The organism is Alteromonas sp. DYW1 (assembly GCF_059752595.1).
In genome coordinates this window covers 1,009,274-1,024,701 of record NZ_CM186038.1, presented here as the reverse complement: position 1 = coordinate 1,024,701, position 15,428 = coordinate 1,009,274, and the positions used below count along the sequence as shown (strand labels likewise).

Below are 15,428 nucleotides of genomic sequence, written 5' to 3'. Positions count from 1 at the left end.
TCGCTCACTCCTCTTGTTAGATTAATGCGAGTCTATCTCACCATAACTGTGTAGGCGGTTGTAGAGCGTTTTTGTACTAATCCCGAGCATCTCTGCGGCGAGAGTTTTATTGCCATTTACCTCTTCCAGCGTGGCATAAATCAGCTGTTTTTCCACTTCTTCGATGGTTTTGCCAGCGGATACTGCCAGATTATCTTGCTCTACATTGCGGGCAAACGGTGATTCTATTCGTTGTGGCAGTTGAATTTTTTCGGAATCAGGATCACTCATGATCACCGCACGGTGAATAAAATGGCGCAATTCCCTAACATTGCCCGGCCAATCATAAGCCTGTAAAAAGCTGAACTGTTCCACCGTCCATGTAAAATGAGTCCCATTTTCCGCATTCATTTGCTCGATAAAAGCCTCAGCCAATAGCGGGATATCCTCTTTACGATCACGTAGAGGAGGGATTGATATAGGAAACACAGCGAGGCGGAAATAAATATCTTCGCGCATCACTTTACTGCTTGCAATACTATCAACATCTCGATTGGTTGCACTGATCACTCGGCAATTAATCGGCAACTCTTTGGTTCCTCCTACGCGAACCACTGTCTGATTTTCAAGTACCCGCAACAAGCTGGGTTGCATATCAATGGGCATTTCGGTGATTTCATCTAAAAATAAGGTACCGTCTTGCGCTTGCTCAAAGACCCCTATTTTCTTATTTACAGCACCGGTAAATGCCCCCTTTTCATGCCCAAATAACTCACTTCCCAGTAACTCTTTCGATAACGCTCCGCAGTTGGTCGCGATGTATTCGCCTTGACAACCAGATGCACTGTGAATGGCTCGTGCGACCACCTCTTTACCAACGCCGCTCTCCCCCATCAACATAACATTGGCGGGCGTTTGACTTACGCGCTCAATCATAAGGTATAGCTCATGCATTACATCTGACTCACCGATAAGCCCGCCCACATGTCGCTTAACGTTTGACCGCTGGGTTGCTTTTGGCTTTGGTGCTGACTTGCCAGAGAGTACCCGTTCAATTTCTTCACGGTTGATGGGTTTAATTAAGTAGTCAACGTTTGGGCCGGCCAAGTCCATAACCACTTGTTTAACCGATGGGTGACCCGTTATTAACGTTATTTTGGGGGAGTAACTCAGGTTACCAATGTCATCAATCAGGTGTACACCGCTACCATCTGGCAACATGAAATCAAGTAAAACATGATCGATACGTTCCTGCTGCAACCACTGCCTAGCGTCAGCAAGATTGCTCGCTGTTAACACATCAAACCCAAGAAATTCAATGATAGTGGTGACGACACCAGTAAATTCAGTATCATCATCAACAAGTAGTACAGTGAGCATAAAATCCTTATTATTAAACGCTTAACAATACCAATACGATACATCGATAATTTGGATCTTTTAATCAACTTTTCTCAGAAATTTTTGTCGAACCCATATTATTGTCTGTCTGTAACAAGTTTGAATATGGATTTATAAACACTCAGTGTAGACATGTTCTTTTAGGACTAGTGCTTCTAGAACCTTAGAATTGAAGTAGGCGTATGAATCTCGTCGGCTCGCGAATATACAATACCGAAAGAACCCTTTGGGATGGTGAAGCGCTACATTCGCTGATTCGCAGTCGCCCAAATTTTTTTGAAAACGGCACTGAGAAAAATCATGCAAAATGAATTAAAACAATCGGTGAAGTTACTCATTGGCTTCGCTCTTTTTCTATTGAGTATTGAGTTAATCAACCTTCTTACTCAACGTGGATTAGTCGAATTCGGTCTGTTTCCGCGCCAATTAAACACCTTGCCATTAATTTTAACCAGCCCATTTATTCATGGGAGTTGGCAACATTTTTGGGCAAATATTGTTCCGCTTTTGGTGTTCGCAGGTCTGATATTGTTGCAAGGCCGGTTACGTTTTTTTGCCGTTTCACTGTGGCTCATTCTCACGACCGGCATAGCCGTCTGGTTATTTGCCCGCAGTGCCATTCATGTTGGCGCCAGTGGATTGATCTACGGGTATTTTGGCTATCTTTTATTGGTGGGTTGGCGGAGTCAACAAAAGCGTATGATGCTAGTCTCTCTTATTGTCGCGGTGCTTTATGGCTCAATGGTATTTGGTGTACTACCCACCCGCGGGTTTATTAGCTGGGAATCACATTTATTCGGCTTTTTTTCTGGCTTAGTTGCCGCATGGTATTGGGCAAAGTAAATTGCCACAGTATACTGGTAGCCTGATCCGATAACGAATAACACTTGATGCCTGCAGAAAAGACCCCGAATAAACAACCTCAAACCGCAGAAAAGCCGAACAACGGTTTCTTTGGCAATCTGATTTTCAACATCATTATCCCTGTGGTGATAATGAGTTACGCCAGTTCGGATGAGTGGTTAGGTCCAGCCTGGAGTATTGTTGCAGCCTTGAGCTTCCCAATCGGTTATGGACTGTGGGATCTAAAGGCCTCAGGCAAGGTTAACGCATTTTCGATTTTGGGGATCGTGAGTGTGTTACTCACCGGCGGGATCAGTTTGCTGGAACTGCCAGCAGAATATATTGCCATCAAAGAAGCCGCAATACCTGCGCTTATCGGGCTTGCTGTGATTGTTACGCAATACTCACACAAGCCATTAGTGAAAATTCTCGTTCTGAATGATCAGATCATCAACTGGCCTCACCTCAACCAAGTATTGCAAGAGAAAGGTAAAACCGACGAATTTGAAAAGAAAGTCGCAGTCAGCAGCTACATTGTGGCTAGCTCTTTCTTTTTAAGTGCGGTACTCAACTACGTGTTGGCAAAAGTCATTTTGGTTAGCCCACCAGGAACCACTGAATATACCGAAGAACTCGGCCGCATGACCGCGCTCAGCTACCCTGTGATCGTAATCCCTAGCATGATTTTGCTGATCACAGCTTTGTGGTATTTGTTTGCACAAATTAAAAAGATTACCGGCGAAGATATCGAAGACTTTCTTAATCAATAGCCCGCCTTAGACGGGCTATTAGGCGTTATTCGCAGCGCCAGCTGTCTTTGAATGAACAATCGTTATCAGTGCCGGACGGTTGGCGTTGTTTTGCGTCATTTTCTGTCGACACGGTGTCAGCGACCGGATGCGCAGCTAGAAATGCAAAGATCCGTTTGGCAATATCTGTATTATCCATCGCACCGCGAAATGCTTCAGCTCCCTGCCCAAAAGCAAACACATCAACATCAACGCCGGTGTGACCCCAAGTCGTCCAGCCAGTATTTGTGCGCTGATCAATGATGGCTTTTAATACCGCTTGTTGCGAACGCTCATCCAAGTTTAAATCTAGGTTATTGATTTTGGCCTTTTCATCTTCGTTAAGAGCAAAACCAAACGCCGCCTCTACCGTATCAATACGATCATTTGTATCAGCAAGTGCCTTGGTTATTGCCGCAATCGAAGCAGTCATTTTATGCAAATACTCAGGACTCCAACGATAATCACCGTTCGCACCGATGGTCAGCCCTCCAGTACTATGGTCAGCCGTCAACACCACTAAAGTATCGGGGTTCTGTTTGACATGCTCACGCAAAAACTCAATGGTTAGCGCCAGATCATGCATTTCTGCCATAGCAGACGCGATATCATTTGCATGCCCAGCCCAATCGACCTGACTGGCTTCCACCAACAAAAAGTAGCCATTGGGGTTTTGTAAATGCTTGATCGCATGCTGGGTTAAGTAACTCAAACGGTTACTACGCGTGTCATCAAGTGCCCATGGCAAACCCACAGGGGCAAACAAACCCAACACTCTTGTCGGTTGCGTCAACGTCGCCAGTTTATTGTAGGTATCGACGTACTGATAGCCAGCATCGATAAACTCTCCGGTAATATTACGTTCATCACGTTCAAAGTAGCTTTGCCCACCACCTAAAATGACATCCAAAGCAAAATTACCGTTGATCCGGTCATCAAAATAACTATCGGCGATTTGATTGTAGTTCTTACGACTCTCATTAGCGGCGACATAAGCCGCGGGTGTTGCGTGAACAACTTGCGAAGTAACCGCTATGCCAGTTCTCATGCCTTGCAGTTTGGCAGCATGTAACACCGTTTTAACGGGTTGTTTGTTAACATCAACCCCGATCGCGCCATTATAGGATTTGATCCCACTAGCCAAAGCCGTTGCACTGGCAGCTGAATCAGTCACATAGCCAGAGACCTGGGCAGGGTAAGTACTGGCAGTCCCAGTTAAAATCTGGTCAAAAACGACTTTCTCGACCTCTTGCGTTTGCGGATTATCGCGATAATTTCGGTACGCAGTCACATAGGCTGGGCCCATGCCATCGGCAACTACCATAATGATATTTTTAGGTGCAGTGCTGGACTGCTCTGACGTTGGTTGTAGCGCTGCTGTGCATGCGCTAACAAGCAATAGTGCAGACGCCATCCCTAGAGACTGAAGTAAACGCATAGTTGTTACTCATGGAAAAAAACCCCGTAATTGTAAAACAGCAGCCCCCAAAGTGGAACGTTATTGCTCGAGAAATTCCCGCATGCGTTGCTGGACAACGTCGACCAATAGATCCGGTTGGAATTTTGAGATAAACCGATTACAGCCAACTTTCTGTACCATCGCTTCGTTAAAACTGCCACTCAGTGACGTATTCAGGGCAATAAATAAATCGCTCATGCGGGGGTCTTCTCGAACTTCAGCAGTGAGTCGGTAGCCGTCCATTTCTGGCATTTCGGCGTCAGTAAACATCATCAAAATTTTATCCGTCACCTTTTCGCCTTGGTCTGCCCATGCCCGCAGACGCTTCAAAGCTTTAAGACCATCATTTTCTTCAATAATATTAATTCCGAGTTGTTCTAAGGTCTCGCGGATTTGTTTTCTTGCGGTAGCTGAATCATCAACGATCAGCACGGTCTGGCCTTTCAAATGCTCAATCACGTTATGGTCGAGCACTTCTTCTGATATCTCAATATCATAATCAATGATTTCAGCGAGTACTTTTTCAACATCGATGATCTCAACGAGCTCCCGCTTATCGTTGATTTCAATTTGAGTAATTGCCGTTAAGTAATTTGCCTTGCCTATGCTGTTCGGCGGCGGTTGGATGTCGCTCCAGGAAGTATTCACGATATTAAGCACGTCGCCAATAAGAAAGCCTTGCACGCTGCGGTTGTACTCAGTAATGATCACATTCGAATGCTGCTGCGCAGCAGCCTCACCCTTCAGCGGGGCCATTTTAATTGCCTGGCGCAGGTCGATGATGGGGATTGCTGCACCGCGGTAATTCGTTACGCCCTTTAGATTGGCATGTGAACCAGGCATTTGGTTAAGCTTAGGGACCGTAATCACTTCCTTCACTTTAAATACATTAATCGCAAACACATGCCGAGTACCCAACTTGAACATTAATAGTTCAAGACGGTTTTCACCCACAAGTTTGGTGCGCTGATCAACAGACGCTAAAATGCCTGACATAAGTACTCTTTATACTGCGTGCATCTTAGAAAGAATAGACCTTGAGATCAGAGATGACAATTTTATCCGCTAGACCACGCTAATCATCAGTTTTCACTGAGTTTTATCGGCATTTTCCGCATTTACCTGAGCCACTCCAGAGGTTTAGGCGGCAATGCACCCACACCAACATTCATTAAATTTATATCGAACATGATAATTATACTATTTAGTTATTCAGTCAAAGCGCTTAGGATGCTCTTACACAACGATACAACCCTACTTCGACAGAGAGGAATTAACTATGTCACAGTATCAACAAGACTTAGCATCAGTAGCTAAATTACGCGACGCACAGAACGGCACATGGAACGGCATTAACCCTGAGTATGCTGCTCGTATGAAAGTGCAAAACCGTTTTAAGACAGGGTTAGACATCGCGAAGTATACTGCGGCGATCATGCGCAAGGATATGGCAGAGTATGATCAAGATAGCGCTCAATACACACAGTCTTTGGGTTGCTGGCATGGCTTCATCGGACAACAAAAAATGTTGGCGGTTAAGAAGCATCAAGGCACCACCAATAAACGCTATTTATACCTATCGGGTTGGATGGTAGCCGCGCTACGCTCTGAGTTTGGTCCTCTTCCTGACCAGTCCATGCATGAAAAAACATCAGTCGCAGCGTTGATAGAAGAACTATATACATTTCTGCGTCAAGCAGATGCTCGTGAACTCGGCGATTTATTCAAGAAATTAGATGCGGCCAAAGCTGCTGGCGCGGACACCAGTGCAATCCAGGCCGAAATTGATAATTATGAAACCCACGTTGTTCCGATCATTGCGGATATCGATGCTGGTTTCGGTAATGAAGAAGCGACTTACCTACTGGCGAAAAAGATGATCGAAGCCGGCGCCTGCTGTATTCAGATTGAAAACCAAGTATCAGACGCTAAACAGTGTGGTCACCAAGACGGCAAAGTAACCGTGCCGCATGAAGACTTCCTCGCCAAGATTAATGCTGTACGTTACGCCTTCCTTGAGCTAGGTGTCGACGATGGTGTGATTGTTGCGCGTACCGATAGTTTAGGTGCAGGCTTAACGCAAAAAATCCCAGTATCTCAAGAGCCAGGTGACTTAGCTGCTCAGTACAATGCGTTCCTAGACACAACACCAGTGAACACAGTTGCTGACCTTAACGAAGGCGACCTAGTGATTAAACAGAACGGACAGTTGGCTAAGCCTACTCGCCTGCCGAACGGTTTGTTCAAGTTTAAGGAAAACACCGGCTTTGACCGTGTAGTTCTGGACTGCGTGACTTCACTGCAACACGGCGCAGACTTATTGTGGATCGAAACTGAAAAGCCACACGTGGGTCAAATCGCTGAAATGGTGAATGCTATCCGTGAAGTCGTACCTAATGCGAAACTGGTTTACAACAATTCTCCATCGTTTAACTGGACGCTTAACTTCCGTCAGCAAATCTTTGATTTATGGCAGGAGCAAGGTAAAGACGTATCAGCCTACGAGCGCAGCGCATTAATGAGTGTCGAATATGATGAAACTGAGCTAGCAGCAGCGGCGGATCAGAAGATCCAGTCATTCCAGGCCGATGCAGCCCGCGAAGCTGGTATTTTCCACCACTTGATCACGCTGCCAACCTACCACACTGCAGCACTCTCTACCGATAACCTCGCCAAGGGATACTTTGGTGAAGAAGGTATGCTTGCTTATGTGTTAGGTGTTCAGCGCCAAGAATTACGTCAAGGCTTGGCCTGTGTTAAACACCAAGCGATGGCTGGCTCAGATTTGGGTGATACACACAAAGAATACTTCTCAGGTGAGCAAGCATTGAAAGCGTCTGGTAAAGACAACACCATGAACCAGTTTGATGTTTAATCCCTTTCGAACGAAAACTTAAACCGTTAGTTCGATTTCCAAGCCCGCCAAGTGCGGGCTTTTTTTATGCTCGCTCGGGATTAGGGTAGAGCAATTTGTGCATAATTTTTTGCCGGAAAGGCTGCCATGCCCCCTCTTCCTGAGCCAATCGATTGGCGATAATCCACAGTACCTGCGGATTGTGCCCCAACCCCATATGACTGCCTAAAACTTCAATATTTTCAGCGTGCTGGGATTCATGCACCCAGTCATCCCGACATGCTTGCCAATGCGCAATGCCATCAGATTTTGAATAAATGGCAGAGGAAGGCACAGGGGGGGGCTTTAACATGCGTGCCATTGAATCGGGTGAGCGCTCTGCAACATCGCCGTTAATCAGTTTAAACAGGCGCGCAGCGATTGGTGCTGCTCCTTGTGGTCCGTTAAATGGACTGCCTAAAGAAATCACCTGGCGCACACAATCTGGAATTTCACGGGCTATCTCACGGGCCAAAATGCCACCTAAACTCCAGCCGACCAAACTCACTTTCGCATCATACTTCACATGTTCGGTGATCACTCGATCCAGTAATTGATCGCTGATCACGCGTTTTCCATTGGTTACATGCGTACCCAGGTTACGCCCGAGTTCCCATCCACTGGCGGCATAGCCTTTCATTTTCAAAAACGTGCGCAACAGGCCAGTACTGCGGTCACTGGCCAGAAAGCCAGGAATAACCATTACTGGGTGACCGTCACCTTTCGGTGCACGCATTAACAAAGGCATCATTAGGCCTGACGCCCCAAACTCCATCAGTGCCCGACCTTCACGCAAGAGATTTAACCTTGAAGGCCGTTGGGTCGATAATGATTTACTCATAAATGTTGCTCTTTATTACTGATCAATGCATTTAACGCTGCGAACGCACGTACGCGCTGCTCTACCAGCTCTTCGAGTTCTAACGCAGACTCCCGCAAATAACGGGCAAAGACATTAATGTCAGGCATAATATTCGCCGCGCTGGTGGGGCTAATAGACAGAGTATTTGCGTAACTAAATACCGGAATTATAAGCCCCATTCCATCATAAATCGGAGCTGTGCCCATATTGACCAAGAGTTTGTGGCCTGACAGATAGACCGGAACCGGCGGCCCAGGGACATTGGTTATCACTAGATTGAAAAAGGGTTTATGCCGTTTCGCCAAAGCATGCTTAGCATAAAACCGCGATGCCACACCCGCCAGTCCAAAGGGGATCAATTCTGCAAAACCCATTAAACTGCGTGCATCAACCGCCTCTTGATAGCGTTTTTCTGCTTTTGTATTGGCCACGATTGCGCGAAAGCGCTCCATTGGATCCGCAATTTCTGTGGCCAATTGCACATACATTGCAGCAACCTGATTACCCATGGCATTCTTTTCGTCATCGGTACGCGTGCTGACCGGGACCATGGCCACGATTGATTCGTCAGGTAACTGCTCTTTTTCCAACAAATACTTGCGGATAGCGCCAGCACAGATGGCCAATACGGCATCATTTAGGGAAGCCCCTTTAACCCCTCGTCTTAAGGCCTTGACACGGTGCAGTTCGAGTACTGCACTGTCCCATTGGCGTTGGCGCTCAACCACGGTATTTAACATTGATTTAGGCGCACTAAATGGCAATGTGGGCGGCTTAATACCTTCGAAGCGGGTAAGGTAACTGGCTTTCAATGCTGCCTTTCCGGCATCCCAAATCAGCCCAGGAATTTTCCCTGGTCTTGCAACCCAGTTAACCGCTGAACGACCCAATAAACCGAGATTCCCGGGCGTCTCCGGCATATCTTTTCCATAGGCTTCTGGATCCACGCGACTGGGTTTAGGCGAGATATCAAACAACATACTCATCAGGTCAGCACCAGACTTGCCATCAAATCCAGCATGATGGATCTTACTGATCAGGGCAACAGAACCCTTTGGTACTTGCGCGATGGTATCCACACCACTGACAAAAACAAATTCCCATAAAGGCTTATCGCGCTCTATTTGCCCGGAGAATACATCGGATGCTAATTGCCGCAGTTCTTTCCATCCGCCGGGCTTGACCAAGCACTCATGCCGCACATGCCGCTGCAAATCAAAATCGGGATCGTCTACCCAGTAAGGGCGGTCAATTCCCATGGGCACACTGACCAGCTTTTGACGCAACCGCGCCACCGTGTGTACGCGGTGTTCGATAAACTCAATAAAGGTTTGATAATCGAGAGACCCCTCGACAATCGCGACACCACCGATGTGCATAGGGATAACGTCAGATTCTAGGTATAAAAATGCGGCGTCTAACCCGCTGAGCGATTCCATAAGGGATCCTCGATAATTGTTAATTAGATGTTAATTGAGCCAGCGCATATCATCAAGTCGCTTGTACATTCAGAATTTCTATAGGAGACAGTAAAAATAAGGAATACATTACCAACGACTCATCCAGAGAAAACGATACCGATACATTCAACTATGCATAAGCAAAGTCAATGTGTTTGCTCTATGCTGCTCAGCTAACTTGATATACATCAAGTGCCCCTTCTAAGACTAAAGACGTAGCTACTAATCTCATACAAAGTCTATATAATCATTTTTAAGAATAGAGCAATCCGAACCTATTTAAAGCATGAATATAGCAAAAGTGGACTTAAACCTGTTGGTTTACTTGGATGTGTTGTTACGTGAAGGCAGTGTGACCAAAGCGGCGAATCAACTCAGTATTACCCAACCCGCCATGAGTAATGGCCTTAAACGCCTACGTGACCTGTTCAAAGATCCACTGTTAGTGCGCACCAGTGATGGTATGACCCCAACCCAGCGTGCACTGGAACTTCAACCCATCATCCGTGATGTGTTGGCCCGCTTAGAAACCTCGATTCAGCCAGAAACCGAATTTGATCCGGCGAATAGCGACCGCACGTTTCGGATCATGACATCAGATTACGCAGAATCGACATTATTGTTAGAGTTAGTTGGCCGGTTACGTGAATTAGCTCCCAATATCACGCTCGATTTGATCACCCCGAGCGATGTTAACTTTCACGATGTTGAACAAGGCAAAGTCGACATGGCAATTAATCGCTTTGATGAACTGCCGCTGTCGTTTCACCAAAAAGTGATTTGGTATGACACATTTTCCTGCGTGATCAGCAGCAACAATCCCCAGAAGAAGAATTTTGATTTAAATGCCTACTTGAGCGGGCAACATATTTGGGTGAGTAAAACTGGGTTTGGTGTGGGCGTAGGTATTGATCCGAATGAAGTACAAAAGCTCGGTTGGGTAGACGCCGAGCTCACTAAGCTTGGCAAGCAAAGAGACATAAGAGTCTTTACTCGCCACTACCATGCGGCGTTACAGATGGCCAAAACGCAAAACTTAATTGCAACCCTGCCCAGCCGTGCAGCGCGCATTTTAGCTGACGACCCTGCGGTAAGTATCGTTGAGCCGCCGTTTGATATACCTCCCATTGCATTGAAAATGGCATGGAGTGCGCTTCTGCATCACGACGCTGGGCACATTTGGCTACGCCGCTTGATTGCTGATGTTGGCAACGAGATCGCGAGCTAAGCATCACTGATGCATTATCATTCCCCTGCAACCATTCATAACAATTATATTAGGCATGGGAAGCATAAATTAAACAATAGGTGCGATTCGTGGTTTACTGCGCAGTAATGTAATTATCGCGTGAGAGAGTTTTCCATGGCAATGTCAGAGCAGCCAAGAGTTATTCGCAATCAACTGCAAATCGCGCAGTGTCTATTTGATTTCATCGAACAGAAAGCCCTGCCGGGTTCGGGCGTCACGAGTGAGCAGTTCTGGTCAGGCTTCGCAGCTGTCGCGGCTGAATTTACCCCTCGGAACAAAGCGTTACTAGCCAAGCGCGACGCGATACAAGCGCAACTCGACAATTATCACCAACAAAACCCAACACTCGATCATTCCGCGTACAAAGCGTTTCTAACCGCTATCGGTTATTTGGTTGAACAACCTCAGAACGTGGCCATTGAAACCCAGAATGTCGATGATGAGATTGCCCTCAAAGCTGGCCCTCAGTTGGTTGTTCCAATCAATAACGCGCGGTATGCATTGAATGCAGTGAATGCGCGATGGGGCAGTTTATATGATGCGCTCTATGGCACTGATGTTATCGCTGAAACAGATGGCAAAGCGCGTGGCAAAGGATACAACCCGACCCGCGGTGCTGAAGTTATCCGCCAGGCGCGACTCTGGCTCGACGTGATTGCTCCCTTGCAGCAGGGTTCACATGTGAATGCCACACGTTATTCGATTAGCGAAGAAGGCTTGGTGGTGACCTTGGCAGATGGCACGATCACACAATTGACTGAACGCGGCGCATTCGCTGGCTATCAGGGCGATGTCACAGCTCCAGCAGCAATTTTGTTGCGACATAATGGATTACATGCAGAACTGCAAATTGAGCCTGCACATCCGATCGCACAAGGCGATCCTGCTGGACTTAAAGATATACTCATTGAATCCGCACTGACCACCATTATGGATTGCGAAGACTCAGTCGCCGCCGTTGATGCCGAAGATAAGACATTGGTGTACAGCAATTGGTTAGGGTTGATGCAAGGCAACCTCAGTATCACCGTGGAAAAAGGGGGCAAAACCTTCACCCGCGAAATGAATGAGGACCGGCACTATGACCGTTTGCACGGCGGTAAGTACACGGTATCAGGCCGCAGTCTGATGTTTGTGCGTAATGTGGGCCACCTTATGCGCAATGACGCCATCCTGTTCGACGGTGAACCCATTTTCGAAGGTATCATGGATGGTGTTGTGACTAGCCTAATCGGCAAACATGATTTACTCCGCAATAGCCCGTTCGAAAACTCGACCCAAGGCAGTATTTATATTGTTAAACCGAAAATGCACGGCCCGGAAGAAGTCGCATTTACGAACGAATTATTTGGCGCCATTGAACAGGCATTAGGCCTCCCAGAAAGCGCGATTAAAATGGGCATAATGGATGAAGAGCGGCGCACTTCAGTTAACCTCAAGGCCTGCATTAACGCAGCGAAATCCCGAGTGGTCTTCATCAACACTGGGTTTCTTGATCGCACGGGCGATGAGATCCATACCTCCATGCACGCGGGCCCGTTCGCTGATAAAGCTGCCCTTAAAGCTTTACCTTGGATCAAGGCCTACGAGCATGCCAATGTCACCATTGGATTATCGTGCGGATTAAGTGGCAAAGCCCAAATTGGGAAAGGGATGTGGCCAATCCCTGATCAGATGGCCAATATGATGGAAGCCAAAATCGGACATCCTAAAGCCGGCGCCAATACCGCATGGGTACCATCCCCTACCGCCGCTACATTGCATGCCCTGCATTATCATCAAGTCGACGTATTCAGCATTCAAGAATCTCTTAAAAGCCAAGCCTATGATGGGCTAGATGATATCTTAACGATTCCGTTAGGTACGCCAGCAGACGACTTATCAGCGGAGCAACTGCAGCGTGAAGTCGATAACAATGTACAAGGTATCTTGGGTTATGTCGTGCGTTGGGTGCATCAAGGTGTTGGGTGCTCAAAAGTGCCTGATATCAACAATGTTGGTCTCATGGAAGACCGCGCAACCCTGCGGATCTCCAGTCAGCTGTTGGCTAACTGGCTACTGCATGGTGTGATTACTCAAGCGCAAGTTATGCAATCACTGGAGAAAATGGCAGTGTTGGTGGACGAGCAGAATGCTGACGACCCAGACTACATCGCCATGACCCCCGATTTACATTCATCAATCGGATTTCAAGCGGCTACCGATCTTATCTTTAAGGGGTGTGAGCAACCTAACGGATATACCGAACCGTTGCTCCACGCTAAACGAATTGAAATGAAGCGCGTGATTGGGCGATGATCTGCCCAAACAAAAAAGCGGCCTAATGAAGTGACCCCATAAAGTTGGACTCATTTCTAAGCGGCGACCGAGGCCTGATTTCGAGATTGTATCGGACTCAGGCCTTTTAGTTACAGCTTAATACGTTTATTATATTGGACATAAAAAGCCCCATAGAAAGCAACATCAACCATAAAACGCCCGGCTCTGACACCGTTACGTTAACAATAACGTCTGGCTCTTCAGAAAGTTTACCCGACGCGACAACAGTTGCGTTGTTGCTCGCATCAAAAGTCAGGAAAGAGTGCTCACAAAATTTGGTACTACCTCATCCAAAGGCTATGCTTTCGATATACGTAGTTAAGGTAGCAAACATGGAAAACCCAACTATCGTTCCAATTTTTTCCGGCGGCGGCACGCGACTACCGGCGCACATTGGAATTTTGCAGGCATTGCACGATTTAGAACTTAAATTCGATACCTTGGTTGGCGTTTCCGGAGGCTCAATTGTGGCCGCATTATACGCCTCCGGATACAAGCTTGAAGAAATCTACAAACTCGCGTTAGAAACCAATTTTAAGCAATTTCGCGAGTTCTCCCTATTACGGTTAATTTTCCAGGGCGGCTTAGCGTCGGGTGAACATTTTGAGCGTTGGATCGATAAACAGTTAAATAGCCGCTCATTCGCTGACTTAGACATGGACCTAAATATACTTGCGACAGACATTAATGGTGGTGGCCCAGTGGTGTTTAATCGGAAATTAACACCCGACATCAAGGTGTCAAGAGCGATCCGCTATTCGATGTCGATCCCCTTGATATTCAGTTTTCAAATCTATAAACATCATGTCATGGCAGATGGCGCAATCTTAGCCGAAGATGCATTGTTTGAAGATTGGCGTGGCGATGGCACGCCTAGCGTATGCTTTCGGTTGAAAAGTGAATTACGCGAACGCCCGCTTGATGCGAAACATCGCATGATGTTGCCCCAATATGTCGGCCTCTTGATCAGAACCTTTATGGCGGCAATTTCCCGTGAATATGTTCACGCCAATTACTGGCACAATACCCTCGTCATCAATACTGGCGATGCGTCAGCGGTCGATTTTGATATGACGGAACAGCAAAAGGAGCAGCTGTATCAAGTGGGTTATGAAACCGTAAAGAGCTTCTTACCCAATAAACTCCCGAAAGCACGTAAAGGCTGATTAAAGTTGATTATTTAGCCTCGAGATAGTGCTGCACTGTCTCAGCCAAACCTTGTGAAAGGGTAACTTGCGGTGACCATCCAAATTCACTGGTAATTTTCTCAGAACTAATAAAGTAACGCTGGTCGTGGCCAGGACGATCCTCAACGATAGTTACAAGTGAACCTAAACGCTGACGCGACGCCTGACTCATATTTAGCTTCAAAGCAATATAATCCAATAGACTATCCACCAGACACATATTAGAAGTTAAATGTTGAGTTGCTATATTATACACATCTCCCACCCGCCCTCGTTGGCTCAACATGTATAGCGCTCGCACATGGTCGTCTACATAAAGCCAGTCCCGCTGCTGCAAGCCATTGCCGTAGACGGGAATAGGTTTATTAGCAAGTGCGTTTTGAATGACCTTCGGGATGAGTTTCTCAGAATGTTGGAAAGGCCCGTAATTATTCGCACAATGACTAATAACAATTGGAAAGCCATAGGTTATAGCCCAACTACTGGCCAACAACGCACCACTGGCTTTGGATGCTGAATAGGGTGAGCTGGGATGCATCGGTGCGGACTCACTAAAAGCGACATCAGTGACATTGCTACCATAAACCTCATCGGTACCGACATAAAGAAACCGGAAGTTATCGCTCTTGCCCTGTTGCTCCCAGTATTGTTTAGCCGTTTGCAGCAATGCATAGGTGCCATTAATGTTGCTATGAATAAAAGCATCAGGCCCTGAAATTGAGCGATCAACATGTGATTCAGCCGCTAAATGAATAACCACATCAGGTTTAAACGATTTGAACGATGCAGCGATAGTTTCGTTATCATTTATATCCGCTTGTAAAAACTGGTATCGTGCATTGGATTGCACTGACGATAACGCATCCGGATTGACGGCATAGGTGAGTTTGTCAATATTGAGGATAGTATGAGAGGTGTGATGTATCAAAAAGCGGATCAGAGCGGAGCCAATAAAGCCAGCCCCGCCGGTGATCAAATAACGCATTGC

At 46.7% G+C, this 15,428-nt stretch carries 12 protein-coding genes; 6 read left to right on the top strand and 6 right to left on the bottom strand.

Annotated elements, in window-relative coordinates; all coding sequences use genetic code 11:
* Positions 1–21: 21 nt before the first annotated feature.
* The gene (locus AC121Z_RS04510; protein WP_498127046.1) at positions 22–1,359 is read right to left on the bottom strand and encodes a sigma-54-dependent transcriptional regulator; all 1,338 of its coding nucleotides are present in this window, start codon (positions 1,357–1,359) and stop codon (positions 22–24) included.
* 321 nt (positions 1,360–1,680) lie between these two features.
* Here AC121Z_RS04510 and AC121Z_RS04505 point away from each other — a divergent pair, with 321 nt between their 5' ends.
* Positions 1,681–2,223 (top strand): rhomboid family intramembrane serine protease, encoded by a 543-nt coding sequence (locus AC121Z_RS04505; protein ID WP_498127044.1) that lies wholly within the window; start codon positions 1,681–1,683, stop codon positions 2,221–2,223.
* Positions 2,224–2,270: 47 nt separating this feature from the next.
* A complete protein-coding gene (locus AC121Z_RS04500) occupies positions 2,271–2,993 on the top strand; it encodes a VC0807 family protein (RefSeq protein WP_498127043.1) in 723 nt (240 codons plus the stop codon).
* A 25-nt stretch (positions 2,994–3,018) separates the two neighbouring features.
* On the opposite strand, the gene AC121Z_RS04495 is transcribed toward AC121Z_RS04500, so the two are convergent.
* The gene (locus tag AC121Z_RS04495; protein ID WP_498127041.1) at positions 3,019–4,449 is read right to left on the bottom strand and encodes an alkaline phosphatase; all 1,431 of its coding nucleotides are present in this window, start codon (positions 4,447–4,449) and stop codon (positions 3,019–3,021) included.
* A 60-nt stretch (positions 4,450–4,509) separates the two neighbouring features.
* Positions 4,510–5,466, bottom strand: a complete 957-nt coding sequence (locus AC121Z_RS04490) for a chemotaxis protein CheV (protein WP_498127039.1) — start codon at positions 5,464–5,466, stop codon at positions 4,510–4,512.
* A 283-nt stretch (positions 5,467–5,749) separates the two neighbouring features.
* On the opposite strand from AC121Z_RS04490, the gene AC121Z_RS04485 reads away from it, so the two are divergent.
* Positions 5,750–7,345 (top strand): isocitrate lyase, encoded by a 1,596-nt coding sequence (locus AC121Z_RS04485; RefSeq protein WP_498127037.1) that lies wholly within the window; start codon positions 5,750–5,752, stop codon positions 7,343–7,345.
* 64 nt (positions 7,346–7,409) lie between these two features.
* Here AC121Z_RS04485 and AC121Z_RS04480 read toward each other — a convergent pair whose 3' ends face one another.
* The gene (locus AC121Z_RS04480) at positions 7,410–8,204 is read right to left on the bottom strand and encodes an esterase/lipase family protein (RefSeq protein ID WP_498127035.1); all 795 of its coding nucleotides are present in this window, start codon (positions 8,202–8,204) and stop codon (positions 7,410–7,412) included.
* Positions 8,201–9,664, bottom strand: a complete 1,464-nt coding sequence (locus AC121Z_RS04475) for a WS/DGAT/MGAT family O-acyltransferase (RefSeq protein ID WP_498127033.1) — start codon at positions 9,662–9,664, stop codon at positions 8,201–8,203. The genes AC121Z_RS04480 and AC121Z_RS04475 overlap by 4 nt, the downstream gene beginning before the upstream one ends.
* A gap of 307 nt (positions 9,665–9,971) precedes the next feature.
* On the opposite strand from AC121Z_RS04475, the gene AC121Z_RS04470 reads away from it, so the two are divergent.
* From AC121Z_RS04470 to AC121Z_RS04460, 3 genes are all read left to right on the top strand, one after another.
* Positions 9,972–10,913 (top strand): LysR family transcriptional regulator, encoded by a 942-nt coding sequence (locus AC121Z_RS04470; protein WP_498127031.1) that lies wholly within the window; start codon positions 9,972–9,974, stop codon positions 10,911–10,913.
* Positions 10,914–11,048: 135 nt separating this feature from the next.
* Complete coding sequence (locus tag AC121Z_RS04465; protein WP_498127029.1) at positions 11,049–13,232, top strand: malate synthase G; 2,184 nt, start codon at positions 11,049–11,051, stop codon at positions 13,230–13,232.
* A gap of 353 nt (positions 13,233–13,585) precedes the next feature.
* Positions 13,586–14,419: a patatin-like phospholipase family protein gene (locus AC121Z_RS04460; RefSeq protein WP_498127027.1), complete on the top strand. Its 834-nt coding sequence runs from the start codon at positions 13,586–13,588 to the stop codon at positions 14,417–14,419.
* Between the two features lie 10 nt (positions 14,420–14,429).
* Here the strand turns inward: AC121Z_RS04460 and rfbB are convergent, their stop codons facing one another.
* Entirely contained in the window at positions 14,430–15,425 is a 996-nt protein-coding gene (gene rfbB, locus AC121Z_RS04455) for a dTDP-glucose 4,6-dehydratase (RefSeq protein WP_498127025.1), read from the bottom strand.
* Positions 15,426–15,428: the final 3 nt, after the last annotated feature.

Excerpts from the sequence above, each read along its gene's own strand:
- AC121Z_RS04475 (WP_498127033.1), bottom strand. The coding sequence starts at position 9,664 with ATGGAATCGCTCAGCGGGTTAGACGCCGCATTTTTATACCTAGAATCT.
- AC121Z_RS04485 (WP_498127037.1), top strand. The coding sequence starts at position 5,750 with ATGTCACAGTATCAACAAGACTTAGCATCAGTAGCTAAATTACGCGAC.
- rfbB (WP_498127025.1), bottom strand. The coding sequence starts at position 15,425 with ATGCGTTATTTGATCACCGGCGGGGCTGGCTTTATTGGCTCCGCTCTG.
- AC121Z_RS04460 (WP_498127027.1), top strand. The coding sequence starts at position 13,586 with ATGGAAAACCCAACTATCGTTCCAATTTTTTCCGGCGGCGGCACGCGA.
- AC121Z_RS04470 (WP_498127031.1), top strand. The coding sequence starts at position 9,972 with ATGAATATAGCAAAAGTGGACTTAAACCTGTTGGTTTACTTGGATGTG.
- AC121Z_RS04505 (WP_498127044.1), top strand. The coding sequence starts at position 1,681 with ATGCAAAATGAATTAAAACAATCGGTGAAGTTACTCATTGGCTTCGCT.
- AC121Z_RS04490 (WP_498127039.1), bottom strand. The coding sequence starts at position 5,466 with ATGTCAGGCATTTTAGCGTCTGTTGATCAGCGCACCAAACTTGTGGGT.
- AC121Z_RS04510 (WP_498127046.1), bottom strand. The coding sequence starts at position 1,359 with ATGCTCACTGTACTACTTGTTGATGATGATACTGAATTTACTGGTGTC.
- AC121Z_RS04480 (WP_498127035.1), bottom strand. The coding sequence starts at position 8,204 with ATGAGTAAATCATTATCGACCCAACGGCCTTCAAGGTTAAATCTCTTG.
- AC121Z_RS04495 (WP_498127041.1), bottom strand. The coding sequence starts at position 4,449 with ATGCGTTTACTTCAGTCTCTAGGGATGGCGTCTGCACTATTGCTTGTT.
- AC121Z_RS04465 (WP_498127029.1), top strand. The coding sequence starts at position 11,049 with ATGGCAATGTCAGAGCAGCCAAGAGTTATTCGCAATCAACTGCAAATC.
- AC121Z_RS04500 (WP_498127043.1), top strand. The coding sequence starts at position 2,271 with ATGCCTGCAGAAAAGACCCCGAATAAACAACCTCAAACCGCAGAAAAG.